Annotated in this window: 26 protein-coding genes; 10 read left to right on the plus strand and 16 right to left on the minus strand. The window is 62.9% G+C overall.

The features are described 5' to 3' along the window. Positions 1-135: 135 nt before the first annotated feature. From ACR0NY_RS16600 to ACR0NY_RS16630, 7 genes are all read right to left on the minus strand, one after another. On the minus strand, positions 136-1,311 hold the full coding sequence (locus ACR0NY_RS16600) for an acetyl-CoA C-acetyltransferase (protein ID WP_170342247.1): 1,176 nt from the start codon (positions 1,309-1,311) through the stop codon (positions 136-138). A gap of 196 nt (positions 1,312-1,507) precedes the next feature. Continuing rightward, complete coding sequence (locus ACR0NY_RS16605) at positions 1,508-2,341, minus strand: EAL domain-containing protein (protein WP_170342246.1); 834 nt, start codon at positions 2,339-2,341, stop codon at positions 1,508-1,510. Between the two features lie 101 nt (positions 2,342-2,442). Next, the gene (locus ACR0NY_RS16610; RefSeq protein WP_093963509.1) at positions 2,443-2,634 is read right to left on the minus strand and encodes a hypothetical protein; all 192 of its coding nucleotides are present in this window, start codon (positions 2,632-2,634) and stop codon (positions 2,443-2,445) included. Between the two features lie 92 nt (positions 2,635-2,726). Further along, positions 2,727-3,698, minus strand: a complete 972-nt coding sequence (locus tag ACR0NY_RS16615; RefSeq protein ID WP_170360087.1) for a sterol desaturase family protein — start codon at positions 3,696-3,698, stop codon at positions 2,727-2,729. After that, entirely contained in the window at positions 3,695-4,081 is a 387-nt protein-coding gene (locus ACR0NY_RS16620) for a hypothetical protein (protein WP_170369804.1), read from the minus strand. The genes ACR0NY_RS16615 and ACR0NY_RS16620 overlap by 4 nt, the downstream gene beginning before the upstream one ends. Before the next feature lie 59 nt (positions 4,082-4,140). Then, positions 4,141-4,470, minus strand: coding sequence for a hypothetical protein (locus ACR0NY_RS16625; protein WP_170369801.1), 330 nt, complete (start codon positions 4,468-4,470; stop codon positions 4,141-4,143). 81 nt (positions 4,471-4,551) lie between these two features. Further along, positions 4,552-5,118: a TlpA disulfide reductase family protein gene (locus ACR0NY_RS16630; RefSeq protein ID WP_170369799.1), complete on the minus strand. Its 567-nt coding sequence runs from the start codon at positions 5,116-5,118 to the stop codon at positions 4,552-4,554. 21 nt (positions 5,119-5,139) lie between these two features. Between ACR0NY_RS16630 and argH the strand changes: the two genes are divergently transcribed. Next, entirely contained in the window at positions 5,140-6,531 is a 1,392-nt protein-coding gene (gene argH, locus ACR0NY_RS16635; RefSeq protein ID WP_170342241.1) for an argininosuccinate lyase, read from the plus strand. Next, on the plus strand, positions 6,528-6,710 hold the full coding sequence (locus ACR0NY_RS16640) for a hypothetical protein (protein WP_170360096.1): 183 nt from the start codon (positions 6,528-6,530) through the stop codon (positions 6,708-6,710). The genes argH and ACR0NY_RS16640 overlap by 4 nt, the downstream gene beginning before the upstream one ends. A 242-nt stretch (positions 6,711-6,952) precedes the next feature. Here ACR0NY_RS16640 and ACR0NY_RS16645 read toward each other — a convergent pair whose 3' ends face one another. Both ACR0NY_RS16645 and ACR0NY_RS16650 read right to left on the minus strand, forming a co-directional pair. After that, the gene (locus tag ACR0NY_RS16645; RefSeq protein WP_170360098.1) at positions 6,953-7,339 is read right to left on the minus strand and encodes a glycine zipper family protein; all 387 of its coding nucleotides are present in this window, start codon (positions 7,337-7,339) and stop codon (positions 6,953-6,955) included. A gap of 93 nt (positions 7,340-7,432) precedes the next feature. Then, positions 7,433-7,864: a DUF8051 family protein gene (locus tag ACR0NY_RS16650; RefSeq protein ID WP_480771291.1), complete on the minus strand. Its 432-nt coding sequence runs from the start codon at positions 7,862-7,864 to the stop codon at positions 7,433-7,435. A 141-nt stretch (positions 7,865-8,005) separates the two neighbouring features. On the opposite strand from ACR0NY_RS16650, the gene ACR0NY_RS16655 reads away from it, so the two are divergent. From ACR0NY_RS16655 to ACR0NY_RS16665, 3 genes are all read left to right on the plus strand, one after another. Then, entirely contained in the window at positions 8,006-8,593 is a 588-nt protein-coding gene (locus ACR0NY_RS16655; RefSeq protein ID WP_170369797.1) for a TetR/AcrR family transcriptional regulator, read from the plus strand. Between the two features lie 98 nt (positions 8,594-8,691). Further along, positions 8,692-9,957: a diaminopimelate decarboxylase gene (gene lysA, locus ACR0NY_RS16660; RefSeq protein WP_170369795.1), complete on the plus strand. Its 1,266-nt coding sequence runs from the start codon at positions 8,692-8,694 to the stop codon at positions 9,955-9,957. Between the two features lie 36 nt (positions 9,958-9,993). Further along, the gene (locus tag ACR0NY_RS16665; RefSeq protein WP_367646366.1) at positions 9,994-12,537 is read left to right on the plus strand and encodes a TIGR02302 family protein; all 2,544 of its coding nucleotides are present in this window, start codon (positions 9,994-9,996) and stop codon (positions 12,535-12,537) included. A 9-nt stretch (positions 12,538-12,546) separates the two neighbouring features. On the opposite strand, the gene ACR0NY_RS16670 is transcribed toward ACR0NY_RS16665, so the two are convergent. Continuing rightward, positions 12,547-13,314 (minus strand): zinc-ribbon domain-containing protein, encoded by a 768-nt coding sequence (locus ACR0NY_RS16670; RefSeq protein WP_170369793.1) that lies wholly within the window; start codon positions 13,312-13,314, stop codon positions 12,547-12,549. A gap of 181 nt (positions 13,315-13,495) precedes the next feature. Between ACR0NY_RS16670 and ACR0NY_RS16675 the strand changes: the two genes are divergently transcribed. Genes ACR0NY_RS16675 through ACR0NY_RS16690 form a run of 4 tightly spaced genes read left to right on the plus strand, consistent with a single transcriptional unit; the run spans position 13,496 to position 16,401 of the window. Further along, positions 13,496-14,173, plus strand: a complete 678-nt coding sequence (locus ACR0NY_RS16675) for a cell division ATP-binding protein FtsE (RefSeq protein WP_170342228.1) — start codon at positions 13,496-13,498, stop codon at positions 14,171-14,173. Further along, complete coding sequence (locus ACR0NY_RS16680) at positions 14,170-15,069, plus strand: cell division protein FtsX (protein ID WP_170369791.1); 900 nt, start codon at positions 14,170-14,172, stop codon at positions 15,067-15,069. Before ACR0NY_RS16675 ends, ACR0NY_RS16680 begins: the two co-directional genes overlap by 4 nt. Then, positions 15,069-15,812 carry a lysophospholipid acyltransferase family protein gene (locus ACR0NY_RS16685; protein WP_170369789.1) on the plus strand — a complete coding sequence of 248 codons (744 nt, stop codon included), beginning with the start codon at positions 15,069-15,071 and terminating at the stop codon, positions 15,810-15,812. Before ACR0NY_RS16680 ends, ACR0NY_RS16685 begins: the two co-directional genes overlap by 1 nt. Further along, positions 15,796-16,401 carry a pyridoxamine 5'-phosphate oxidase family protein gene (locus ACR0NY_RS16690; protein WP_170369787.1) on the plus strand — a complete coding sequence of 202 codons (606 nt, stop codon included), beginning with the start codon at positions 15,796-15,798 and terminating at the stop codon, positions 16,399-16,401. The genes ACR0NY_RS16685 and ACR0NY_RS16690 overlap by 17 nt, the downstream gene beginning before the upstream one ends. Here the strand turns inward: ACR0NY_RS16690 and ACR0NY_RS16695 are convergent, their stop codons facing one another. Further along, positions 16,402-16,995, minus strand: coding sequence for an NAD(P)H-dependent oxidoreductase (locus ACR0NY_RS16695; RefSeq protein ID WP_170369785.1), 594 nt, complete (start codon positions 16,993-16,995; stop codon positions 16,402-16,404). 102 nt (positions 16,996-17,097) lie between these two features. On the opposite strand from ACR0NY_RS16695, the gene ACR0NY_RS16700 reads away from it, so the two are divergent. Then, complete coding sequence (locus ACR0NY_RS16700; protein ID WP_170369783.1) at positions 17,098-17,676, plus strand: TetR/AcrR family transcriptional regulator; 579 nt, start codon at positions 17,098-17,100, stop codon at positions 17,674-17,676. 18 nt (positions 17,677-17,694) lie between these two features. Here the strand turns inward: ACR0NY_RS16700 and lpdA are convergent, their stop codons facing one another. The 5 genes from lpdA to ACR0NY_RS16725 form a co-directional block, all read right to left on the minus strand. Then, entirely contained in the window at positions 17,695-19,083 is a 1,389-nt protein-coding gene (lpdA, locus tag ACR0NY_RS16705) for a dihydrolipoyl dehydrogenase (RefSeq protein ID WP_170369781.1), read from the minus strand. 72 nt (positions 19,084-19,155) lie between these two features. After that, positions 19,156-19,425 (minus strand): hypothetical protein, encoded by a 270-nt coding sequence (locus tag ACR0NY_RS16710; RefSeq protein WP_170342212.1) that lies wholly within the window; start codon positions 19,423-19,425, stop codon positions 19,156-19,158. Between the two features lie 2 nt (positions 19,426-19,427). Continuing rightward, positions 19,428-20,930 carry a 2-oxoglutarate dehydrogenase complex dihydrolipoyllysine-residue succinyltransferase gene (odhB, locus tag ACR0NY_RS16715; protein ID WP_170369779.1) on the minus strand — a complete coding sequence of 501 codons (1,503 nt, stop codon included), beginning with the start codon at positions 20,928-20,930 and terminating at the stop codon, positions 19,428-19,430. Positions 20,931-20,936: 6 nt separating this feature from the next. Continuing rightward, positions 20,937-23,891, minus strand: a complete 2,955-nt coding sequence (locus tag ACR0NY_RS16720) for a 2-oxoglutarate dehydrogenase E1 component (RefSeq protein ID WP_170367629.1) — start codon at positions 23,889-23,891, stop codon at positions 20,937-20,939. Next, complete coding sequence (locus tag ACR0NY_RS16725) at positions 23,888-24,430, minus strand: DUF805 domain-containing protein (RefSeq protein WP_170360119.1); 543 nt, start codon at positions 24,428-24,430, stop codon at positions 23,888-23,890. The genes ACR0NY_RS16720 and ACR0NY_RS16725 overlap by 4 nt, the downstream gene beginning before the upstream one ends. Between the last annotated feature and the right edge of the window lie 5 nt (positions 24,431-24,435).

Raw genomic sequence — 24,435 nt, forward strand, 5'->3', positions numbered from 1 at the left:
TTGTGTAGCGCAATATCGTTTCGCCGCGAGCTGGCTCTTTCCGTTTGGTGATATTGTCGCATCCTGGGGATATTCCTCGAGAGTAACAAAAAAGGGCGCCCATTGGACGCCCTTATTCGTGACTTGTCAAAGCACTTAGACGCGCTCCACGCACAGGGCGACGCCCATGCCGCCTCCGATGCAGAGGGTTGCCAGACCCTTTTTCGCGTTCCGGCGCTTCATTTCGAACAGCAGCGTGTTCAGAACCCGGCAGCCGGATGCTCCGATCGGGTGGCCAATGGCGATGGCGCCGCCGTTCACGTTCACGATCGAGGGATCCCAACCCATGTCCTTGTTCACGGCGCAGGCCTGTGCCGCGAAGGCTTCGTTGGCTTCGACCAGATCCAGATCGTCAACCGACCAGCCGGCCTTTTCCAACGCCTTGCGCGAGGCATAGATCGGTCCGACACCCATGATCGACGGGTCCAGCCCGGCGGTCGCATAAGACGCGATGCGGGCCAGCGGTTCGATCCCGCGCTTTTCGGCGTTGTCGGCAGACATCAGCAGGGTTGCCGCCGCGCCGTCATTAAGACCCGAGGCGTTGGCCGCAGTCACCGAGCCATCCTTGGTGAAGGCCGGACGCAGCTTGGACATCGCCTCCATGGTTGCGCCGTGACGGATGTACTCGTCACTATCCATCACGATGTCGCCCTTGCGGGTCTTGATGGTGAAGGGGACGATCTCGTCCTTGAACTTGCCGGCCTTCTGCGCGGCCTCAGCCTTGTTTTGGCTGGCCACCGCAAACTCATCCTGCATATCGCGGCTGATCTGCCACTTCTCGGCCACGTTCTCGGCCGTCTGGCCCATGTGGTAGCCGTTGAACGCATCCCACAGGCCGTCGCGGATCATGGTGTCGATGTATTTCATGTCGCCCATCTTGTGGCCCGCGCGCAGCGATGCGGCGTGGGGGGACAGGGTCATGTTTTCCTGACCGCCTGCGCATACGATCTCGGCATCGCCCAACTGGATATGCTGAGCGCCGAGGGCAACGGCACGCAAGCCTGAACCACAGACCTGGTTGATGCCCCAGGCCGCGCTTTCCTGCGGCAGGCCGGCGTTGATGTGCGCCTGGCGTGCGGGGTTCTGGCCTTGGGCGGCCGTCAGAACCTGACCCATGATGGTTTCGCTCACCTCGGACTTGTCGATCCCGGCGCGTTCCACGACGGCTTCGAGGACGGCAGCGCCCAGATCATGTGCGGGGGTGTTCGCAAAGGAACCGCCAAAGCTGCCGACGCCTGTGCGTGCGGCGGATGCGATTACTACGTTGGTCATACAGTCAATCCTTTACCGTCAAGGTCCTGTGGGAAATCTGACGGCGCAGGTCGCACAGAGCCTCTCTGGCGATGCAAGAGCGCCTCGTGATCCCCCGCTCCAGCACTTTCTGCCATAGCGCAATGCTGCACGTGCAGCAACGGACAGCTTGTCTCATGGGAAAGCCTCGGCCGAATTGCGCCCAAGGGAATTGGGTTCAACTTCCTGTTTTGGCTTCTTTTTCGGGCTGCCACGGGGCTTTCACCGTCGGAGCGCCGAATAGATAGCCCTGCAGGCAGTCCACACCGCTGGCTACCAGAAACTCGGCATCTTCACGAGTTTCGACCGATTCGGCGATGACCAGAATCTCAAACTCACGGGCGACGGCGATCAGCGCGCGCACCAGCGCCTGATTGTCCGGGTTGGTGCTGACACCCCGTACGAACTGCCCGTCGATCTTCGCCGCGTCAAAGAAGAACTCGCGAAAATACCTGAAGCTGAAGTTGCTGGCGCCGAAGTCATCCAGCGCAAAAGCGATCCCGCGATCCTGAAGCCGGTCCATGAAATCGACCACCAGTTCGGGAACCTGCATTGCCGAGCTTTCGGAGATTTCGAGGATAAGCCGCTCGCCCAGGGTTTTGTCCCGTTTGAGAAACCGGTCCAATATCCGTGACCAGCGCGCGTATCCGATCGAGCGTGCGGACATGTTGATAGAAAGCCGGATTTCCGGATTTCTCGACAGGGCGCGCAACCCTTTTTCCAATGCTATGCAATCCAGTTCCCGGCCGATTGGTGTGTTTTCCACCTGCGGCATGAACTCCCGCGCGGGGATCACGCGGCCGGTTTCGTCCAGCACGCGGATGAATGCCTCGTAGAATGCGACGCCGTGCGGGTCGCGTGCTTGCATGACGGGTTGGAACGCGAGGCGGCATTGCTGATGCTTGACGGCCTCGGTCGCCATTTGAACGGTCGAATTGTCCCGCGCGGCGACGGCCGAATTCAACGGGCTGTCCCCACCTTCTGGCAGATCTGCAAAGTCCTTTTTCCGCATCGACGCCGAATCCCCGTACGTTTCCGAAACCGGTCAGCACGTAGTTTCGGATCGTACCGGTGAATTTGCGGTTAATGCGCGTCGGGAATCAGTGGGTGGGATCAGCGGGTCGTCTGGGCTGCGTGGCGCAATTCGACCACGGCGCCAATGACAGCGCCCAGGAAGCCTGTGCCCACCATAGCCACTCCAAGCATCATCACCGCCGGGGCAGGCTGCTGGCCAAGGGCGCTGAGCATCGCGATTACCAGGCCCAACAGGCCGGTTGCGGTGAAGATGGCAGTAACGCGAGACATTGTGGAACTCCGACCGATCAAACTTGTCACTTGTCCGGATATGGAGCACGCGCGCGGGATTTCAAGCGCCCGCCCGGCAGACGCCGCCAGTCTCAGGCCTGTTTTGCCTGTTGGTTGGGCAGGTTTTCGTCAAATTGCTCGAAACCGGGCGTTCCGCGATCTTCGGGGTGGCGGGCCAGGTGCTTGGACTTGATCTGCTCGGAGCTGTCGCGGCTGCCGTCATGGCTGTAGCCCGGCGGGGCAAAGCAATAGGCCAGCCGCTGTTTCAGGGTCAGGCCCGGCTGGGTCGCGTCGCGCCAGATGGCCACCCATTCGTGAAAGGCCACCCGCAGCGGGTTGAAGGTGCCGATATTGTGCACCAGGCCATAGTCGACCCGGTCGTGCTCCTGCTCGGGGACGAAGGTGCCGAACAGCTTGTCCCAGATGATGAACACCCCGGCATAGTTGCAATCCAGATAGCGCGCGTTGCGGCCGTGGTGGGCACGGTGGTGGCTGGGGGTGTTCATGACCGCCTCGAACCAGCGGGGCATCTTGCCGATGGCTTCGGTGTGGATCCAGAACTGGTAGATCAGGTTCAGGCCGCCGCAGAACAGCACCATCGCCGGGTGGAACCCCAGCAGGATCAGCGGCGCGCGCACGACCATCATGAAGGTGAAGGTATAGGTCCAGGTCTGCCGCAGGGCGGTCGTCAGGTTGTAGTGCTGCGAGCTGTGGTGGTTTACATGGCTGGCCCAGACCCAGCGGATGCGGTGCCCGAACCGGTGCACCCAGTAGTATCGCAGGTCATCCAGCACAAAGCACAGGATGATCACCGGGATCGATGTGCCCAGATCCAATGGCGTAATCTTCCACAGCCACATGAAGAACCCATAGGCGATGAAGCCCAGCAGGAATCCGGACGCGATGTTGCCCGCTCCCATGATCAGCGAGGTCACGGCGTCGCGGGTTTCATACCGCCCGCCACGGCCCTTCATGGCGATCCACAGAAATTCGGCCAGGATTGCGGCGATAAAGAACGGCACGGCCCATTGGACGACATCGGGAAAGCTGATCTGGTCGGTCATGCGGGCTCCAGCAGGTGGCGCCAGTGGCGGCGCTCGGTTTCATCAAGGCGGACGGTGACGCCGGGGGTGGCGAAGTCGTGGAACTGGACCTCGATGCCCTCGGGGTGGTCGATCCAGTCGAAATCGCGCAGGTGGCGGGCCACTGTATCGGCGCCAAAGGACCACAACAGGCCCGGCCCGGTCTTGGTGCGCAGCAATGCGGCGTGTCCGTCATGGGCCAGGGTGACGTCGATGATGGTGTCGTCGGGGAAATGGCGCAGCCATTCGGCGCGCGCGACATCGGCGCTCAGCACGCGCTGGCGCGATTTGCCCGTCAGATGCAGCAGTGCGGTGATGCCGGCAATGCCACCGACCACCAGAACCAGCAGGATTTCCAGCGGCATGATGTCCTCCCGCGGACAGAGTGCAAGCGGGGTCAGGCCCTGTCAAAGGTGGCGTTGCGTCAGGGGGTGTTGTGCGGCTCAAGCACTTCGTGCCGGACAACGCGCTCGAGGAAGGGCACCAGCCCTTCGGGTCCCGAGGCGCGATCCTTGAGGTGAATGCAGATATCCGGCCGCCGCGCCGCGATGATGCCCACCAGTTCGCCGCGCACCTTGTCATCGAGGCCCGCGCCCATAATCGCGCAGGCGATGCGCGGTTCGGCGTCCAGTTGCCGCCGCACCTCGTCGGGATCATGCGCGCCCAGCCACCGGATCGGAAGATGCTCCAGTTGCCGCGCCACGTCGCCGATCACGTTGGGCAGCCGGCCGATCAGTAAAACCACCGGTTTCATCTCAGCCTCCTGTCTGTTGCCAATGAAAAACCGGCCCTGTTCAGGCCGGTTCCAGTCTAGCACAAAAGGCCCGTCAGGTGGTCAGCTTTCGGGGTTCAGCAGGGCCGCGATGATCGCCTTGGCGCTGTCCGAGTTCCATTCGGCATCGCCGATCAGCCGTGCGATTTCCCGGCCGTCAGGGTCGATGATCACGGTGATCGGCAGGCCGACGATACCCATCTCGCGGGCGACGGCCTGTTTCGGGTCTTGATGGCGGGGCAGGTTGGTGATGCCGTTTTCATCAAAGAACTTCTTGATCCCCGCGGGCGAGTTGCGCCCGGTGGCCAGCGTCAGAACCTCGAACTGGTCTCCGCCGAATTCCTCCTGCAGCTCGGCGATCTGGGGCATCTCCTTGCGGCAGGGTGCGCACCAGGTGGCCCAGAAGTTCAGCAGAACGTATTTGCCGCGATAGTCCGCCAGCGTGGCGGTGCCGCCGTCATCTTCCAGCTGGAATTCCGCGTCCGAGACCGGTTTCGGCTCGGAATGCAGGATCAGGCGTTTCAGGCTGCCGTCGCGCAGGTCGGCCAGGGCCTGTGTGTCGGCGGCCAAAGCGGCATTTGCACCCAGCGCAAGGGCCATATAAAGGGGGATCAGACGAAACAGGCGCATATCAACTCCGGGTTTTCCAGCATGACCGAACAATCCTCGAACCAGATGTGGGGCGGCCGCTTTGCCGCCGGACCAGACGCGATCATGGAGGCGATCAATGCCTCGATCGGGTTCGACCGACGGATGGCGGCCCAGGACATCGCGGGCTCGCGTGCCCATGCCGCCATGCTGGCCGCCACGGGCGTCATAACTGATAGTGATGCCGAGGCCATTCGGGAAGGGCTGCTCACCGTTTTGTCAGAGATAGAAGGTGGTGAGTTCCAGTTCTCGACCGCGCTGGAAGACATCCACATGAATGTCGAGGCGCGCCTGAAAGAGATCATCGGAGAGCCCGCAGGCCGCCTGCACACGGGTCGCAGCCGCAATGACCAGGTGGCGACCGATTTCAAACTGTGGGTCCGCGATCAGCTGGACGCCGCCGAATCCGGCCTGCTGGCCTTGATCCGCGCGCTATTGGCGCAGGCCGAGGCCGGGGCCGATTGGGTCATGCCCGGTTTCACCCACCTGCAGACAGCGCAGCCGGTGACCTGGGGCCACCACATGATGGCCTATGTCGAGATGTTTGGCCGCGACCTTTCCCGCGTGCGCGACGCGCGGGCGCGGATGAATGAATGCCCGCTGGGCGCGGCGGCGCTGGCCGGCACCTCGTTCCCGATCGACCGGCACATGACGGCGCAGGCGCTGGGCTTTGACCGGCCTGCCGCCAACTCGCTGGATGCGGTCAGCGATCGCGATTTCGCGCTGGAATTCCTGTCGGTGGCCTCGATATGCGCGGTGCACCTGTCGCGCTTTGCCGAGGAACTGGTGATCTGGTCTTCGGCCCAGTTCCGCTTTGTCACCCTGTCAGACCGGTTCTCGACCGGCTCGTCGATCATGCCGCAGAAAAAGAACCCCGACGCCGCCGAGCTGATCCGCGCCAAGGTGGGCCGGATCTTTGGTGCCAACACGGCGCTGATGATGGTTATGAAAGGGCTGCCGCTGGCCTATTCCAAGGACATGCAGGAAGACAAGGAGCAGGTCTTTGACGCCGCCGACAACTGGATGCTGGCGCTGGCCGCGATGGAGGGCATGGTCAAGGACATGACCGCCAATCGCGACAGCCTGGCCGCTGCCGCCGGCTCGGGCTTTTCCACCGCGACCGATCTGGCCGACTGGCTGGTGCGGGTGCTGGGCCTGCCCTTCCGTGATGCGCACCACGTCACCGGATCGCTGGTCGCCATGGCCGAGAAGAAGGGCTGCGACCTGCCCGATCTGACGCTCGAGGACATGCAGTTGGTTCACGCGGGCATCACGCAGGATGTCTATTCTGTCCTTGGCGTTGATAATTCGGTAAACTCGCGCCAGTCCTATGGCGGTACGGCCCCGGACCAGGTCCGGGCGCAGATCGCCCGCTGGAAGGAGATGCTGGAATGACAATCTTGCGTGTGATTGCCCTGATCGGGGCCGCCTTCACCTTGGCGGCCTGCGGCGCTGACGGAGAGCCCGTCCAGCCGACCCTGAACGCCAATGTGGGCGTTTCGACCAGTGGCACATATGTGAGCGGGGGCGTCGGCCTGCACCGAGGCCCCCTCAGCGTGTTTCTGGGGATCTGAACGCTCTGCGGTTGAAAGCGACGTGCCAGTCGCCATTTAGCAAGTGATCCAACAAATGAAGGCAGCGAAATGAAACCACTCGGCCTTATCCTGTCGCTTGCCATACTGGCGGCGTGTGAGACCACGAATCCGCCGCGTTCGCAGCCAGTAGAAGAGCCCGCGCGCTCGGGGGCTGGAGTGTCCGTATCCGGATACGCGCGGGCCGGGGTGTCGACGAATTTCTGAATGAGCCGTTGATGCGTTCAGCCGGCCACTGGGTGCCCGCGCTGCCGCAGACACTCGATCAGAATGTCACGCCGGGTGTTGCGCATCTCGGCAGCTCCGGCGACGGCACCTGCCGCTGATCCCACTGCTGCGCCGGCTATGGCGCCTTCTGTGTTTCCAACCGTGTCGTCCGAAATGCCTGCCAGTGCGCCGATCCCGGCGCCTATCAAGGCCTGTGTCCGGGTTTCCGGGTTCCACAGGTCCTGGGACTTGGCCAATGCGCGGCACTGATCCAGATCAGCGGCGTAAGCCGGGCCCGGCTCGGCAGACAGGACGGGTTGGTGTTGGGCCCCGGTGCCGCTGCATGCGGCTGTGACCAGGGCCAGCGGCAAGACGGTCAATGTGAATCGTTCCTTGAACAGCATGAGTTGTCTTTCCTTGTCGGTATTCCGGCGGGACCCGGAGCCACTTCCTTTTGCTGTGGCTTCGGCCCCTATACGAGGGCGTGCCGGGCGGGTTCAGATGTGGCCCAGGCCACGATGAGCCAAGGCCACGATGTAGAAAGCCAGGATGAAATCCAGAATCTCGATCAGTCCCAGCATCAGCGGAATTGAGTCGGGTGATGTGGGGAAGACGTGACCCAGGTCCAACAGGACCACGAAGATGTATCCCCAGGCCGCCACGATGGCGCCCCAGCTTGCCGTTGCCGAACCGCGCAGCATGGCCACCGCCGACCCCACGGCCAGCAGGGCAAGGGCGATCAGAAAGGCGTTGAAACCCCAGAATACCGTTCCGCCCAGTCCGGAAAAGTCGCGGGTCTCGATCGGGCCGCCGGGGACCAGCGTGACAAAGCTGGCAACGAGGACAAGCATCAGTTTGGCGGCTGTCGCCGTGGGTTGGGACGCCATAGGCCGCGTTGGGCCGGTGTTGATTTGTGACGAATGCACCATGACAGAATCCTTTTAATGACTTGCGGGTCATAAATGGAGGTGGCGTTACTGACCGTCAAGTCATTAAAAAGATTGAATTTGCGTGACGCCGCGTCCAATCTGCGTCAAGAGAGGCGCGCCGGAAGAAAATCGGGGGGCAAGATGCCGAAGATCGTCGATCGCGAAGAGATGCAGGGGCGGATATTGGATGCCGCCATGGCCTGCTTTCTGGATCAGGGCTATCACGCCACCAAGATGCAGGACGTGGCCCATCAGGCCGGGATGGCCAAGGGCACGTTGTATCTGTATTTCCAAAGCAAGGAGGCTTTGCTTCTGGCGTTGCTGCAGCGGTATTTCGAGGATATCCGCGCTCGCATCAACGACATCCCGGCCCCGCAGACGCTGGACCAGTTCATGACCGGGCTACGTCTGTCCATGCCCGCTGACCGTCTGGCGGCGACGTGGCTGTTCTTTGACGTGCTGGGCCCCGGATTTCAGGACCCGCGCGCGGCCGAGATCATCGGCGGGTTCTTCGCCTGGCTTGCCGATCATTATGCTGCTCAGTTCGCCCCATTGATCCGCGCGGGTGAAATCCGCGGCGATCTCAGTGCGCTGGCCGCCGCGCAGGCGGTGACGGCGATGCTGGATGGATTAGTAATCCATCTGGCGATCTTCGGGGGCGATGAAAGCGACTTTGAAGCGCGGCGCGACGCGACCCTTTCGTTGCTTGAGGCCGGCCTGCGCGGATAAGCCGTTGCGCCCGACTACTGTGCGGTTCGCACCGGAATGCGTGCCCGCGACGCAAATCCCGTTGATCCACAGGCCTGTTTTGGTCTAAGCGCGCAGATATGGATCACTTTCTCTACCGCGATGGCGTGTTGTGCGCCGAGGATGTCCCGGTTGCCGAGATCGCAGCTGCGGTCGGCACGCCGTTCTATGTCTATTCCACGGCGACGCTGCTGCGGCACTACAACCTGTTCGACGAGGCGTTGGCAGGTACCGACCACGTGGTCTGTTATGCGATGAAGGCCGCCAGCAACCAGGCCATTCTGAAAACGCTGGCGCAAGCCGGCGCGGGGATGGACGTGGTTTCGGGCGGCGAGTACCTGCGGGCCAAGGCAGCGGGTGTGCCGGGCGAAAAGATCGTGTTCTCGGGTGTCGGCAAAACGGTCGAGGAAATCCGCATCGCACTGACAGGCGGGATTCGCCAGTTCAACGTCGAATCCGAGCCCGAGATGGAGGTGATAAACGCCGTCGCGCAGGAACTGGGCGTGATCGCGCCGATCACCGTTCGCGTGAATCCGGACGTTGACGCCAAGACCCACGCCAAAATCGCCACAGGAAAATCCGAAAACAAATTCGGCATCCCGATCGCCCGCGCACCCGAGGTCTATGCCCATGCCGCTAGCCTACCGGGGCTGAAGGTGGTGGGCATCGACGTGCATATCGGCTCGCAACTGACCGATTTGGAGCCGTTCCGTCTGGCCTACTCCAAAGTCGCCGAGCTGACCGAACAGCTGCGCGCACAGGGCCACGACATTCACCGTCTGGACCTGGGCGGTGGGCTGGGCATCCCCTATGCGCGCTCGAACGAGGCTCCGCCGCTGCCGGTCGAATACGGTGCGATGATCAAGGAAGCGCTGGGCCATCTGGGCTGCGAGATCGAGATCGAGCCGGGCCGACTGATCGCGGGCAACGCGGGGCTGATGGTGTCGAAGGTGATCTATGTGAAGTCGGGAGAAGGACGCGATTTCCTGATCCTCGACGGGGCGATGAACGATCTGATCCGTCCGGCCATGTACGACGCCTATCATGACATCGTTCCCGTCATCGAGCCCGCCCCGGGGGTCGAACAACGCCCCTATGACATTGTCGGGCCGGTTTGCGAGACCGGGGATACCTTTGCGAAACAAAGGGCGATGCCACCGCTGAACCCGGGGGATCTGGTCGCATTTCGCAGCGCCGGCGCCTATGGCGCGGTTATGTCCAGTGAATACAACACCCGGCCTCTGATCCCCGAGGTTCTGGTGAATGGCGATCAATTCGCGGTTATTCGTGAACGGCCAACCTTTGACGAAATCATAAACCGCGATACCATACCTGAGTGGCTGTGACGCGATAACCGCGCGGGCCCGACCCGGAGGCCTGACGTGACCGACACTCGCAACCTGCCGATCCCCAGACTGTCCCTGTTGCTGACGCGCACGGGGATGCTGGCCGAGCAGGTGATGCGCGCCTTTTGGCCGTTCCTGTCGATTGCGGCCCTGATCATGGCGGCCTTGCTGCTGGGTCTCCACGACCTGGTCGGCGTTGAAACCGTCTGGATCATCGGGGCCGCAGCCATTGTGGCGTTGGCGGCTGCACTGATTTGGGGCACGCGGAGGTTTCGGTTCCCCACCCGCACGCAGGCGCTTGTCCGACTGGACGAGACACTGCCGGGCCGTCCCATTCAGGCGTTGCTGGACGATCAGGCCATCGGGGCGATGGACGAAGATTCGCGCGCTTTGTGGCAGGCCCATCAGGCGCGCATGGCCGCCCGCGCCGCGCAGGCAGGACCGGTCAAGCCTGACCTGAACCTTGCCGCTCGTGACCCCTACGCGCTGCGCTATGCGGCGCTTTTGGCGCTGGTGGTCGGATTGCTGTTCGGATCGTTCTGGAAAGTTGGATCGGTCGCGCAGATGACACCCGGTACGGCCGTGGCCGGCCAGGGCCCCAGCTGGGAAGGCTGGGTCGAGCCGCCTCGCTATACCGGCCTGCCGACGCTGTATCTGGCCGATCAATCCGGTCCGACGCTGACAGTGCCACAAGGCAGCCGCGTCACTTTGCGCTTCTATGGCGAGGTCGGCGCGCACAGTTTGACCGAAACCAGTTCCTTAGCTTCCACCACGACAGCAACCGATCCGGATCAGGAGTTTGTCGTCGAGCGTTCGGGCCGATTGTCGATCGAAGGCCCTGCAGGGCGTGACTGGGGTGTCGAGGTCATTGCGGACGCGCCGCCGGTAATCGCCGTGGCTGAACCCGCCACGGCCGAGGCTGGTGGCCAGATGAAACTGCCGTTCTCGGCACGTGACGATTATGGGATCCTGTCAGGCACCGCGTTGATCGAACTGGACCTGGCCGCGGTCGATCGTCGCCATGGTCTGGCCGTTGCACCCGAACCACGCGATGCGGTCACCGTCGACCTGCCCATGCCGATCGCTGGTGACCGGAGCGATTTCACGGAAGACTTGATCGAGGACTTTTCGGAACACCCTTGGGCGCACCTGCCGGTCAAGATCACCCTTTCGGCCGTCGATGCCGCTGATCAGGTTTCCGAGTCGGATGTCTACCGAACCGACCTTCCCGCCCGCCGGTTCTTTGATCCGCTGGCTGCGGCGGTGATTGAACAGCGTCGCGATCTGCTGTGGTCGCGCGACAACGCCAAACGGGTGGCTCAGCTGTTGCGGGCGGTTTCGCACCGGCCCGAAGATGTCTTCCGTTCGGAAACCGCATATCTGCGACTGCGCTACATTCTGCGCCGGTTGGAAACCTTTACGGAATTCGGCCTGGACCCCGAACAGCAGACCGAGATCGCGCAAGCCCTGTGGGATTTGGCCATCCTGATCGAAGAAGGCACGCTCGCCGATGCGCTGGAGCGGATGCGCCGCGCTCAGGAGCGTCTGACCGAAGCGATGCAGAACGGTGCCAGCGACGAGGAAATCGCCGAGTTGATGCAGGAACTGCGTGAAGCGACCGACGAGTATCTTCGTCAGCTGCAGCGACTGGCGCAAGAGAACCCGGACGGCCAGCAGGGCCAGCAGAACCAATCCGGTGAATCCATGCAGATGACGCAGGATGACCTTCAGCGGATGATGGATCGGATCCAAGAACTGATGGAGCAAGGCCGCATGGCCGAGGCCCAGCAGGCGCTGGAGGAGTTCCAGCAGATGATGGAAAACATGCGCGTGACCCAGGGCCAGGGACAGGGGCAACAATCCGAAGGCCAGCAGGCCATGGAAGGTTTGGCCGAAACCCTGCGTGAGCAGCAGGGCCTGAGCGACGAGGCCTTCCGTGACTTGCAGGAGCAATTCAATCCCGGCGCGCAGGCCGGTGAAAGCCAGGGCAATGAAGGCCGCTCGGGCGGTCAGGGACGCGGCCAAAGCCATGAGGGTCAGGGCGGTCAGGGCCAAGGATCGGATCAGGCGGGCGAAGGCCAGCAAGGACAGGGGACTCTGGCCGACCGCCAACAGGCGCTGCGCGATGAACTGAACCGCCAGCAGCAGAACCTGCCGGGCGCAGGAACACCGGAAGGTGATGCCGCACGCGAGTCGCTTGGGCGTGCAGGTCGTGCCATGGATGAGGCTGAAGATGCCCTGCGGAGCGACGACCTTGCCGAAGCGATCGACCGCCAGTCCGAAGCAATGGAAGCGTTGCGCGAAGGGATGCGCGAGCTGGGTGAGGCAATGGCCCAGAACCAGCAGAACCAGCCCGGTCAGGGTACGCAGGACGGCGACATGCAGGCCAATAACCGCGATCCGCTGGGTCGGAACCCGGGCGCTGCAGGCTCGATCTCGACCGAGGAGAACCTGCTGCAGGGGGATGATGTGTATCGCCGTGCCCGCGAGCTGCTGGATGAAATCCGTCGCCGTACCGGCGAAACCGACAGGCCCAGAATCGAACTGGAATACCTCAAAAGGTTGCTCGAGCGGTTCTGACCGGCAGAGTTATTCGGTCGCGGAGCCAGCCTGCGATTCGAGCCAGACCCGGGCCTGATCGACCATCGAGACATACGACTGCAACACGGGTTCGGCCTGGGGAACCGCCTCGCTGATCTGGCGGGCGTTGCCGTAGACCAGGAACAGGATGACCCCGATGATCAGGATCAGCGCAAAGCCTCGCAGGAACCCGCCCGATTTCCGCGGCGGGGCCTCGGCGGGCTCTGCTTCGGCAGGTGCGTCGTCGCTGCGCAAAGTCGAATTGATGCTGTCCACATCCGGCAGCGCCTCTTTCTGACCGGTTCCCGAGGCGGTTTCGGTCGCCGCAGGAGGTGTCGGCTTGGGGGCCGGTTCCGGCTGCTGATCCAGGCCCAGATCCGGCTGGCTTTCCAGGCCGGACCCTTCCTTGGCGCGCAGTTCGGCCTCACGCGCGGCTTCCTCCCGCAGGATTGTCGCAACGGCCGGATCGACGTTGCCGGTCGGAGCGGTTGGCCGGGCTTCGTCCTCGGGATCGGGCTGTTCGGCTTCGACCTCTTCGTCTTCTGCCTGCTCCGGTTCGGGCGCAGCAGCTTCGGCGGCTGGCGGCTCAGACGCATCCGAGGGCGCGCTTTCGGCCGGCCCGTCATCGGTTTCGGCCGCGACAGGCTCGGCCTCCGGGTGTTTAGGTTGGAACCAGGTCTGCTCGCAGCTCGAGCATTGCACGTCTCGACCTTCCTCCGGAATGACCTCATCCGGAACCTCGTACTGGGCATTACAGTTCGGGCATGTTAGTCGCATACTGCCTCCCCGGCCGCTGGCGGCCTGTCGTCGTTTTTCCAAGAATGATAATCCGTTAAGGCGAAACAGCAAAGCGCGTTTTCGGCCCGGTGGATCAAGTGTCGCCAAATGGACTCGGTGCAGGCATTGAAACCGTGGTCGCGCTCGGGCAAGAAGGGCGCAAGCAATATTGAGGGCAGGCGTGATCGAGCTTGAAAATGTCAGCTACAGCTATGGCGGCGGCGAACTGCTGAGCAATGTCTCGGTCCAGTTGCAGCCGGGGTCGTTCCATTTTCTGACCGGCCCGTCCGGAGCGGGCAAAACGACCCTGTTGAAACTCTGCTATGGCGCGTTGCTGGCCAGTTCGGGGCGGATCAGCGCCTTTGATCAGGACATTGCCCGACTGGACCGAGACCAGATGGCCCTGCTGCGCCGTCGCATCGGTGTCGTGCATCAGGACTGCCGGTTTCTGGACCACATGACACTGGCTGAGAATGTCGCCCTGCCTCTGATGGTGTCGGGACGCTCTGTCGAGTCCGAGCAGGAAGATCTGACCGAACTCCTGTCCTGGGTCGGACTTGGTGGCCGCCTGGACGCACTTCCGCCGGAGCTTTCGGGCGGCGAGCGGCAACGGGCTGCTTTGGCGCGGGCGGTCATCCTGTCACCGGACGTGGTGTTGGCCGACGAACCCACCGGCAACGTCGACTGGGAGATGTCCCAGCGTCTGCTGCGTCTGCTGATCGAGTTGAACCACATGGGAAAGACCGTGGTGATCGCCACCCACGATCTGAGCTTGATCCGGGCGGCCAAAAGCCAGGTTCAGGCTCGGGTTCTTCGGATCTCGCAGCGGCGGCTGCAACTGGCGGGGGCAGATCTATGATCGCCGATGACATTCGCGCCCTGCTGCGCCGGGACGCCCGGGCCGACCGCGTCGTGCCGCCAACGGGATTTACGGCGCACCTGACCCTTTTCGTGTCAGGTGCGATGGCCTTTCTGACAGTTTTCGCGCTTGCGCTGTCGCTGGCCTCGGGGCGTTTGGCCGATCGCTGGGCCTCGGAACTGGCCGGAGCGGCCACTCTGCGGATCAATGCGCCCGCTGAACAGCGTGCAGCGCAGACCGAGGCCGCACTGGAGGTTCTGAAACAGACCTCGGGCGTGGCGTCGGCGCGCGCGCTCAGCGCCGAAGAACAGGCCGCGTTGCTGGCACCCTGGTTCGGGCCCGATCTGCCGCTGGACACGCTGCCGGTGCCACAGCTGATCGAGATCATCGAGGGTGAGCCGGGGCTGGACACGATGGGCCTGCGCCTACGGCTGGCGGCCGAGGTGCCGGGCGCGGTTCTGGATGACCATTCCCGCTGGCGCGAGCCGCTGGTCGATGCGGCCACCTCGTTGCGGCGGTTGGGCTGGATCTCGATCCTGCTGATCGGTGGGGCTACGGCGGCGATGATCACGCTTGCGGCCAATGCCTCGCTCGCGGCCAACGCCCAGATCATCGAGGTGCTGCGTCAGGTCGGTGCACGCGACCGCTTCATCGCCGGTGCCTTCGTGCGTCGGTTCACTTGGCGCGCGTTTTTCGGTGCCGTGGTGGGGACGGTTCTGGGCCTGACCGGGGTGCTGCTGCTGCCCGAGGCCTCGGATGCGGGCGGTTTCCTGACCGGCCTTGGGTTCCAGGGTGCAGACTGGCTGCTGCCCGCCGTAATCCCCATTCTGGGCGCGGCCGTGGCCTTTGCCGCGACATGGTCGGCGGCCCGTCGCAAATTGAAGGAGCTTTCGTGATGGCAATGGCGGTCCAATGGGTGCGCTCGCTGATCTTCATGGTCACGATCTACGCATGGATGGCGGTTCTGGGCCTGGTCTTCGCGCCCTATGCGCTGTTCTCCAAGCGCGGGGCCCTGCGCGCCTGCAAGACCTATGCGCGCACGACCATATGGCTGGCGCGCTGGATGGTGGGCATTCGCGGCGAGGTGCGCGGCAACGGGCCCACGGGCGAGGTGGTGATCGCGGCCAAGCATCAATCTTTCTTCGACATCATCCTGATCTTCGACGCGATCCCCCATGGCAAGTTCATCATGAAGCGCGAACTGCTGTGGACCCCGATCATCGGCATGTATGCCCGTCGTCTGGGCTGTATCCCGGTCAATCGCGGCAAGCGAGGCGCGGCAGTGGCCAAGATGGTCAAGGACGTTTCCAAAGAGTTTACCGAGCCCGGGCAACTGGTGATCTATCCGCAGGGCACCCGCGTGGCGCCGGGGGTCTACAAGCCCTACAAGGTCGGCACCGCCGTACTGTACGAGGGGCTGGGCTTCCCCTGCGTGCCGGCGGCCACCAATGTCGGTGTCTTCTGGCCTCGGTCGGGGATTCTGCGCAAACCCGGCCATGCGATCGTCGAGTTCCTCGACCCGATCGAACCGGGCGTTGATCGCGACTCGTTCCTGGCCCGGCTGGAAGAGGTGATCGAGACGCGTTCGAACGCGCTGATGCGCGAAGTGGGGTTTGATCCGGATGCAGTACATCAATGACATCACCGCGCTCGAGGCGCTGTACGGCACCCCCGGCGCGGCCTCGATGCGGAAGGTTGCGCGGCAACTGACGCCGCTCTACCGCAAATGGATCATGGCGTCGCGGCTGTGCGTGCTGTCCACGGTAGGGCCCGAAGGGGTGGATGGCAGCCCCCGGGGCGATGACGGCCCGGTGGTCACGGAACTGGACCCCGGCACCCTGGCCTTGCCCGACTGGCGCGGCAACAACCGCCTGGACAGCTTGCTCAACATCGTGCGCGATCCGCGTGTGGCGCTGATGTTCATGGTGCCCGGCTCGAACAACGTGGTGCGGGTGAACGGTACCGCCCGGTTGACGGCCGATGCCGACCTGCGCGCCCGGTTCGAGAAAAAGGGCAAGCAACCGGCCACGGTGATCGTTATCGAAATCTGGGAAATCTACTCGCAATGCGCCCGCGCGCTGATGCGGGCTGAAACCTGGACCGGCGGCGATCACAGCGCCGGGTTGCCGACGGTGGGCGAGATTCTGGCCGAGGTGTCTCAGGGCGAGGAAGGCGGCGCACGCTATGATCGGGAATGGGGCGCGCGCGCCGCAAAGACGATGTGGTGATCACGCTGCCGTCGCGCCCAGCCGGGTGACCCGTGCGATCCATTTCTGGACGCTGTCCTGCTTGGGGTAGCTGGCACCGGAAAACCAGGTGAACCGCGTCGGCTTGAACCCGACAAATCCCAGAACCTGACCGCGCATCTGGTGAATCAGCGCCCGGCGGTAAACCAACCGCATGAACCAGCCCGGCGTGTCCGAGGTGATGATGACTCGCGCCGTTCGGCCGTCGAGCATCGGCGCCGGGAATCCCAGTTTGTTGGGATTGCGGGTGTCGAACGTACGGCCCGGGATGAACATCCGGTCGATCAGCCCTTTGAGCTTGGCGGGCAGGCCGCCCCACCACATGGGCGTGGTCAGAACCAGATGATCGCTCCATTCGAAATCCTGCAGAACCTGTTCCAGAACCGGCTCCAGCGGTTTGAAATCATGATAGTTGCCCTGTCCGAAATCGAAATCGAACTGCAGATCGCTGAGGTGAACGGTCTTCACGTCATGGCCCTTGGCGCGGGCGGCTTCGGCATAGGTGTCGGCGAAGGTGCGCGACAGGCTGCTTTCGGCGGGGTGACCGTCGAGGATGAGGATTTTCTTGGGCTGCATCGGGGTTCTCCTAAAATTGACCACGGTCAGTTTATAGAATCAAAAATTGACCACGGTCAATATTAAATTTGACCACGGTCAAAAAACATGCGAACAAGCCTCATGCAGAAGACGATTCAGAAACGAACCCTGAAGACCCGCGCCAAGCTGCTGCAGGCGGCGGCAGACGTGGTACAGAAGAACGGATACCAGGCGTTGCGCGTGGAAGAGGTGGTACAGGCCGCCGGCGTGGCCAAGGGCACCTTCTTTGCCCATTTCCACGACAAGGACGCGCTGATGGAGATCCTGATCGGCGAAAAACTGGACGCCTGTCTGGATCAGGCGCAGGCGGCGGAACCGCCGAAAACCGTGCCCCAGATCATCGAGGCCCTGGCCCCGGTGCATGATTTCATGATGTCCGAACGCTATGTGTTCGACCTGCTGATCCGCTATTCCGGTGCCGCCGCGATTTCTGAAATCGGGCCGATCGCCTATTGCTTCGAGAAATACTTCCGGATCGTGATGATGTGGCTGGATCAGGCCGAGGTCCGGCAGGACGTGCCGTCAGAACTGCTGGCCGAGGGCGTGCAGGCCTTTGCCATCCAGGCGATGTCACTGAAATTCTGCGCCCTGCATTCGGCGACGACATTCACCGACCGGCTGGAAACCTATCTGCGGGCGTGGCTGTCTCCGGCGGCCTGACCGCCGGAGACGAACTCATCAGGCGTGGATCGGACCATCGCCGCAGGCCAGCGCGGCCTCGCGCACGGCCTCGGAATAGGTCGGGTGCGCGTGGCAGGTCAAAGCCAGATCCTCGGCCGAGGCGCCGAACTCCATCGCAACGCAGACCTCGTGGATCAGGTCGCCCGCGCCGGGACCGATGATGTGGCAGCCCAGGATGCGGTCGGTCTCCTTGTCGGCCAGGATCTTGACGAACCCGTCGGCGGCAAAGTTCGCCTTGGCGCGGCCATTGCCCATGAAGCTGAACTTGCCCACTTTGTAGGCGCGGCCCTGCTCTTTGAGGGTGGCTTCGGTCTCGCCGACATTGGCAACCTCGGGCCAGGTGTAGATCACGCCCGGAATGACGCCATAGTTCACATGGCCATGCTTGCCCGCGACCACTTCGGCGGCGGCCATGCCTTCGTCCTCGGCCTTGTGGGCCAGCATCGGGCCTTCGATCACGTCGCCGATGGCGTAGATGCCCGGCACGTTGGTCTGCCAGTCCTTGCCGACCTTGATCTGGCCGCGCGGAGTCAGCTCGACCCCCAGCGCCTCCAGACCCAGCCCGTCATGGAACGGCTTGCGCCCGGTGGCGACCAGAACGGTGTCGGCCTCGATCACGTGCTCGCTGTCATCCTTGCGCAGCTTGTAGGTCACCTTGGCCTTGGTCTTGGTGGCCTCGGTCTTTTGCACGGCGGCGCCCATGACGAAGTTCAGGCCCTGTTTTTTCAGGATGCGCTGGAAGGTCTTCTGCACCTCGGGGTCCATGCCCGGGGTGATGACGTCCAGATATTCGATCACCGTCACCTCGGCGCCCAGACGCTGATAGACCGAGCCCAGTTCCAGCCCGATCACGCCTGCGCCGATCACCACCAGCTTTTTCGGGATCTTGCCCAGCTCCAGCGCGCCGGTCGAGGTCACGACGACCTTTTCGTCGACCTCGACGCCGGGCAGCGACGCCGCCTCGGAGCCGGAGGCGATGATGATGTTCTTGGCCTCATGCACCTCATCACCGACCTTGACCTTGCCCGCCGCCGGGATCGAGCCCCAGCCCTTGAGCCAGTCGATCTTGTTCTTCTTGAACAGGAACTCGACGCCTTTGGTGTTGGTGTCGATCACGTCTTGCTTGTAGGCCAGCATCTGTTTCCAGTCGACCGAGGGGTTTTTGCCCTTGAGGCCCATCTTGGCAAAGTTGTGCTCGGCCTCGTGCAGCTGATGGCTGGCATGCAGCAGCGCCTTGGACGGAATGCAGCCCACGTTCAGACAGGTGCCGCCCAGCGTCTCGCGCCCTTCGACGACGGCGGTTTTAAGGCCCAGCTGCGCGCAGCGGATGGCGCAGACATAGCCGCCGGGACCGGCGCCGATTACGATGACGTCATAGTTAGCCATTTTGTTCTCCCAAATCCGCGGAGTGTTCTTTTTGAAAAGGCGACCCACGGGGTGGATCGCTTGGGTGCCTGTTCAGACGGGTGTCAGAACCTTCACCTGAATATGTGCGACGCCGCCACGTTCATGGTGCATGGCCAGCTCTTCCGATTCGATGAAGCTCTGGGCCCGGTCCAGATCGGTAATCTCGAACAGGGCAACCGCATGATCGCGCTGTTCGGGGTCTTTCCAGACGTGCAGATCGACAATCCCGGCCGCCTTGCGCATCGGCTTGTCCTCGCGGAACACCTTCAGCCAGGCGTCGAAATCGGCCACGTCGGCCTGCCAGAGTACGTGCGTCGCCATGATCACAGATCCATCAGCAGACGGCGCGGGTCTTCCAGCACCTCTTTCACGCGCACAAGGAAGGTCACCGCGCCCTTGCCGTCGACGATGCGGTGGTCATAGGACAGCGCCAGATACATCATCGGACGGATCTTGATCTCGCCATTGATGACCATCGGACGTTCCTGAATCTTGTGCATGCCCAGAATGCCCGACTGCGGGGGGTTCAGGATCGGCGAGGACATCAGCGAGCCATAGACGCCTCCATTCGAGATGGTGAAGGTACCGCCCTGCATTTCGGCCATGCTCAGCTTGCCGTCACGGGCGCGTTTGCCCTTCTCGGCGATGGCTTTCTCGATCTCGGCGAACGACATGCGGTCCGCATCGCGGATCACCGGAACCACCAGGCCCTGCGGAGTGCCGGCGGCGACGCCCATGTGGACGTAGTTCTTGTACACGATGTCATTGCCGTCGATCTCGGCATTGACCTCGGGCACCTCTTTCAGCGCGTGGCAGCAGGCCTTGGTGAAGAAGGACATAAAGCCCAGGCGGACGCCGTGCTTCTTCTCGAACTGGTCCTTGTACTGGTTGCGGAGGGCCATCACCTCGGTCATGTCCACCTCGTTGTAGGTGGTCAGGATCGCGGCAGTGTTCTGCGCGTCCTTCAGACGCTTGGCGATGGTCTGGCGCAGGCGCGTCATGCGCACGCGTTCCTCGCGGGCGGCGTCCTCGGCGGCTACGGGAGCGCGCGGGGCTGCTGCCGGTGCCGGAGCGGCCGCGGCCGGGGCAGCGGCGGTTGCAACGGCGCGGGCCACATCTTCCTTCATGATGCGACCATCGCGGCCGGTGCCGGTGACCTGATCGGCCGACAGGCCGGCCTCGGCCATGGCCTTTTCGGCCGATGGCGCACTGGCCACGTCCTTGCCGGTGGCGGCTGCTGCGGGGGCAGGGGCTGCCGCGGCCGGTGCAGCCGGTGCGGCGCCTGCTTCAGCGCCCGAAATCACGGCAAGCTTGGCGGTCGCGTCGACCGTCGCGCCCTCGGGCGCCACGATCTCCGCGAGTACACCCGCAGCCGGAGCAGGGACCTCAACCGAAACCTTGTCGGTCTCCAGTTCGCACAGCATTTCGTCCTGTGTGACGGTATCGCCGACCTTCTTGAACCAGGTCGATACGGTCGCCTCGGTGACGGACTCACCCAGTGTCGGAACCATCACGTCAACGCTGCCGCCCGAAGCGGCAGGGGCCGCTGTTGGCGCGGCTTCAGCATTTGGCGCGGGGGCCGCACCTTCGCCGGCCTGGATCGTTGCCAACAGAGCATCAACGCCGACCGTCTCACCTTCGGCGGCTACGATCTCGCCCATCACGCCGGCTGCGGGCGACGGAACCTCGACGGTGACCTTGTCCGTCTCAAGCTCGCACAGCATCTCATCCACGGCGACGGCATCGCCGGGTTTCTTGAACCAGGTTGCGACCGTGGCTTCGGTGACGGACTCGCCCAGCGTGGGAACACGAACTTCAATCGTCATCGTTAATTATCCTTCAATGGTCAGCGCTTCGTTCACCAGCGCTTCTTGTTGGGCTTTGTGTTGGCTGGCCAGACCCGTTGCGGGCGAGGCCGAAGTGGCGCGGCCGGCATAGATCGGCCGGGTATGCTTGGCGCCGATGCGGGACAGGACCCATTCGATGTTGGGTTCGATGAATCCCCAGGCGCCCTGGTTCTTGGGCTCTTCCTGACACCAGACCATCTCGGCCTGTTTGAACCGCTCAAGCTCGTTGATCAGCGAATGGGCCGGGAACGGATAGTATTGCTCGATCCGCAGCAGGTAGACGTCGTCGATCCCGCGCGCGTCGCGCTCCTCAAGCAGGTCGTAGTACACCTTGCCCGAACACATCACTACGCGCTTGATCTTGTCGTCGGGCACCAGCTGGGTGTCCGAGTTGCCTTTTTGCGCGTCGTCCCACAGCACCCGGTGGAAACTGGACCCGGTGGTGAAGTCCTCGGCGTTGCTGATCGCCAGCTTGTGGCGCAGCAACGATTTGGGCGTCATCAGGATCAGCGGCTTGCGGAAGGTGCGGTGCAACTGACGGCGCAAGATGTGAAAATAGTTCGCAGGCGTGGTGCAGTTGGCCACGATCCAGTTGTCCTGGCCGCACATCTGCAGGAACCGCTCCAGTCGCGCCGATGAGTGCTCGGGGCCTTGTCCCTCGAACCCGTGCGGCAGCAGGCAGACCAGACCGGACATGCGCAACCATTTGCTTTCGCCCGAGCTGATGAACTGGTCGAACATGATCTGCGCGCCGTTGGCGAAATCGCCGAACTGGGCCTCCCACAGAACCAGCGCGTTGGGCTCGGCCAGCGAATAGCCGTATTCGAAGCCCAGCACCGCGTATTCCGACAGCATCGAGTCGATCACTTCGTACTGCGACTGCCCGGCGCGGATGTGGTTCAGGGGATAGTAGCGCTCCTCGGTCTCCTGGTTGATGAAACCCGAATGGCGTTGGCTGAATGTGCCGCGGGTGGCGTCCTGCCCCGACAGGCGTACCGGATAGCCCTCGGTCAGCAGCGACCCGAAGGCCAGCGCCTCGCCAGTGGCCCAGTCAAAGCCCTGACCGGTTTCGAACATCTGTTTCTTGTGTTCAAGAAGGCGACCTACCGTCTTGTGCAGGGCAAAGCCTTCGGGCACCGTCACCAGCGCCTTGCCGACCTCGGCCAGAGTGTCCGGCGTGATGGCGGTGTCGCCGCGGACATATTCTTCCTTGTTCTTGTCCAGATGCGACCACCGGCCATCCAGCCAGTCGGCCTTGTTGGGTTTGTAGTCCTTGCCAGCCTCGAACTCGTCGTTCAGATGGGCCTGGAAGGCGGCCTTCATGTCCTCAATCTCGCCCTCAGGGATCAGACCGTCCTTGACCAGCCGCTCGGTGTACAGCGACAGCGTGGTTTTGTGGGTCTTGATCTTCTTGTACATGATCGGGTTGGTGAACATGGGCTCATCGCCCTCGTTGTGACCGAACCGGCGATAGCAGAAGATGTCGATGACCACGTCCTTGTGGAACTTCTGGCGGAATTCGGTCGCGACCTTGGCCGCGTGCACCACCGCCTCGGGGTCGTCGCCGTTCACGTGGAAGATCGGCGCCTCGACCATCAGCGCGATATCGGTCGGATACGGGCTGGAGCGCGAGAAATGCGGCGCGGTGGTAAAGCCGATTTGGTTGTTCACGACGATATGCATGGTGCCGCCGGTCTTGTGACCGCGCAGACCGGACAGGCCAAAGCCTTCGGCCACGACACCCTGGCCGGCAAAGGCCGCGTCGCCGTGGAGAAGTATGCCCATGACCTTGCTGCGGTCGGTGTCACCAAGCTGGTCCTGCTTGGCCCGAACCTTGCCAAGAACGACCGGGTTCACGGCTTCGAGGTGGGACGGGTTCGCCGTCAGCGACAGGTGCACGGTGTTGCCGTCAAACTCACGGTCGCTGGACGCACCGAGGTGATATTTCACGTCGCCCGACCCATCCACGTCCTCGGGCTTGAAACTGCCGCCCTGGAATTCGTTGAAGATGGCGCGATAGGGTTTGCCCATCACGTTGGCCAGAATGTTCAGACGTCCGCGGTGCGGCATGCCGATCACGATATCGCTCAGGCCCAGGGCGCCGCCACGCTTGATGATCTGTTCCATCGCCGGGATCAGCGCCTCGCCTCCGTCCAGACCGAACCGCTTGGTGCCCATGTATTTCACATGCAGGAACTTCTCAAAGCCCTCGGCCTCGACCATCTTGTTCAGGATCGCCTTGCGGCCTTCCCGCGTGAACGAGATTTCCTTGCCATAACCTTCGATCCGTTCTTTCAGCCAGGCGGCCTCCTCGGGGTTCGAGATGTGCATGTACTGCAGCGCGAAAGTGCCGCAATAGGTGCGTTTCACGATCTCGACGATCTGGCGCATGCTGGCCATCTGCAGACCCAGCACGTTGTCGATGAAGATCGGCCGGTCCATGTCGGCATCGGTAAAGCCATAGGTCTTGGGGTCCAACTCGGGATGGTTGGTCGCGGCGCGCATGCCCAGCGGGTCCAGATCAGCGGCCAGGTGACCCCGGATCCGATAGGCCCGGATCAGCATCAGCGCGCGGATCGAATCCAGCACGGCGCGCTTGATCTGTTCGTCGCTGACATCAACCCCTGCCTTGGCGGCCTTTTCCTTGATCTTGTTGCCAGCTGCCTTGGCGTCGACCTCGATCCACTCGCCGGTCAGGGCGCCGGTCAGGTCATCATTCGGCATCGGTGGCCAGTCGGGGCGCGCCCACGACGGCCCTTCGGCCTCTTTCTGGACGTCCGGTGCCGCGTCTCCCATCTGCCGGAAAAACTCGGCCCAGGCCGCATCGATCGCGCCGGGATCCTTTGTGTACTGGGCATAAAGCTGCTCCAGGTACTCGGCATTGTGCCCCTGCATGAAGCTCGAGGCATGGAAGGCAGAATTGGGCGAGTGTTCGGTCATTGGGTTACCTCATATGGGTTGGGACCGTATTTGTTGGTGCCTGGCTGGCTGGGGCGGGACAGCCACCACAGAACCAGGAGGGGCGACACCAGAAGAACAAGCAGTGTCGGAATGACGATCAGCAGCGTGGCGCGCGTGAACAGGATGTCGAGGCTTCCGCCATGCTGGAAGCTTGAGGCGAGGCCGATGCCGAAGACCAGAACGGCAAAAGCCCCAAGGATCAAAAGGATCGGCAGCAGCGCGTAGAGACCGTTGCGCCCGGTGTCATGCATGCGCCGCCACGCCACGGCCAGATGCGGAAAGAACACGATCAGTGACACGATGCTCTGCACCGGCTGGCTGGATGTTGCGGTCACCTCGACCGAGCCTTCGGATTGCACGGTCGTGACCTGCCCGAAGAAATGCCAGTCGATCACCGTGGCGATTGCGCTCCAGACCAGAATGAACAGAAAAAAATACCAATACTCGGGGCGAGAGGCCCGCCCCGAGAATGTGAAGTATTTGGAGAAACACGTTTTGACGGCTTCGTTGAAGGTCATGTGTT

Source organism: Ruegeria sp. BJ5 (assembly GCF_056537865.1).

What these genes read in the sequence shown, in the direction of transcription:
- ACR0NY_RS16615 (WP_170360087.1), bottom strand. Translation starts at nt 3,698, where the DNA reads ATGACCGACCAGATCAGCTTTCCCGATGTCGTCCAATGGGCCGTGCCG.
- ACR0NY_RS16645 (WP_170360098.1), bottom strand. Translation starts at nt 7,339, where the DNA reads ATGCTGTTCAAGGAACGATTCACATTGACCGTCTTGCCGCTGGCCCTG.
- ACR0NY_RS16625 (WP_170369801.1), bottom strand. Translation starts at nt 4,470, where the DNA reads ATGAAACCGGTGGTTTTACTGATCGGCCGGCTGCCCAACGTGATCGGC.
- ACR0NY_RS16690 (WP_170369787.1), top strand. Translation starts at nt 15,796, where the DNA reads ATGCAGTACATCAATGACATCACCGCGCTCGAGGCGCTGTACGGCACC.
- ACR0NY_RS16700 (WP_170369783.1), top strand. Translation starts at nt 17,098, where the DNA reads ATGCAGAAGACGATTCAGAAACGAACCCTGAAGACCCGCGCCAAGCTG.
- ACR0NY_RS16710 (WP_170342212.1), bottom strand. Translation starts at nt 19,425, where the DNA reads ATGGCGACGCACGTACTCTGGCAGGCCGACGTGGCCGATTTCGACGCC.
- ACR0NY_RS16630 (WP_170369799.1), bottom strand. Translation starts at nt 5,118, where the DNA reads ATGCGCCTGTTTCGTCTGATCCCCCTTTATATGGCCCTTGCGCTGGGT.
- ACR0NY_RS16640 (WP_170360096.1), top strand. Translation starts at nt 6,528, where the DNA reads ATGACAATCTTGCGTGTGATTGCCCTGATCGGGGCCGCCTTCACCTTG.
- ACR0NY_RS16720 (WP_170367629.1), bottom strand. Translation starts at nt 23,891, where the DNA reads ATGACCGAACACTCGCCCAATTCTGCCTTCCATGCCTCGAGCTTCATG.
- ACR0NY_RS16610 (WP_093963509.1), bottom strand. Translation starts at nt 2,634, where the DNA reads ATGTCTCGCGTTACTGCCATCTTCACCGCAACCGGCCTGTTGGGCCTG.
- ACR0NY_RS16725 (WP_170360119.1), bottom strand. Translation starts at nt 24,430, where the DNA reads ATGACCTTCAACGAAGCCGTCAAAACGTGTTTCTCCAAATACTTCACA.
- odhB (WP_170369779.1), bottom strand. Translation starts at nt 20,930, where the DNA reads ATGACGATTGAAGTTCGTGTTCCCACGCTGGGCGAGTCCGTCACCGAA.
- argH (WP_170342241.1), top strand. Translation starts at nt 5,140, where the DNA reads ATGACCGAACAATCCTCGAACCAGATGTGGGGCGGCCGCTTTGCCGCC.
- ACR0NY_RS16655 (WP_170369797.1), top strand. Translation starts at nt 8,006, where the DNA reads ATGCCGAAGATCGTCGATCGCGAAGAGATGCAGGGGCGGATATTGGAT.
- ACR0NY_RS16605 (WP_170342246.1), bottom strand. Translation starts at nt 2,341, where the DNA reads ATGCGGAAAAAGGACTTTGCAGATCTGCCAGAAGGTGGGGACAGCCCG.
- ACR0NY_RS16650 (WP_480771291.1), bottom strand. Translation starts at nt 7,864, where the DNA reads ATGGTGCATTCGTCACAAATCAACACCGGCCCAACGCGGCCTATGGCG.
- ACR0NY_RS16695 (WP_170369785.1), bottom strand. Translation starts at nt 16,995, where the DNA reads ATGCAGCCCAAGAAAATCCTCATCCTCGACGGTCACCCCGCCGAAAGC.
- lysA (WP_170369795.1), top strand. Translation starts at nt 8,692, where the DNA reads ATGGATCACTTTCTCTACCGCGATGGCGTGTTGTGCGCCGAGGATGTC.
- ACR0NY_RS16620 (WP_170369804.1), bottom strand. Translation starts at nt 4,081, where the DNA reads ATGCCGCTGGAAATCCTGCTGGTTCTGGTGGTCGGTGGCATTGCCGGC.
- lpdA (WP_170369781.1), bottom strand. Translation starts at nt 19,083, where the DNA reads ATGGCTAACTATGACGTCATCGTAATCGGCGCCGGTCCCGGCGGCTAT.
- ACR0NY_RS16600 (WP_170342247.1), bottom strand. Translation starts at nt 1,311, where the DNA reads ATGACCAACGTAGTAATCGCATCCGCCGCACGCACAGGCGTCGGCAGC.
- ACR0NY_RS16685 (WP_170369789.1), top strand. Translation starts at nt 15,069, where the DNA reads ATGGCAATGGCGGTCCAATGGGTGCGCTCGCTGATCTTCATGGTCACG.
- ACR0NY_RS16670 (WP_170369793.1), bottom strand. Translation starts at nt 13,314, where the DNA reads ATGCGACTAACATGCCCGAACTGTAATGCCCAGTACGAGGTTCCGGAT.
- ACR0NY_RS16680 (WP_170369791.1), top strand. Translation starts at nt 14,170, where the DNA reads ATGATCGCCGATGACATTCGCGCCCTGCTGCGCCGGGACGCCCGGGCC.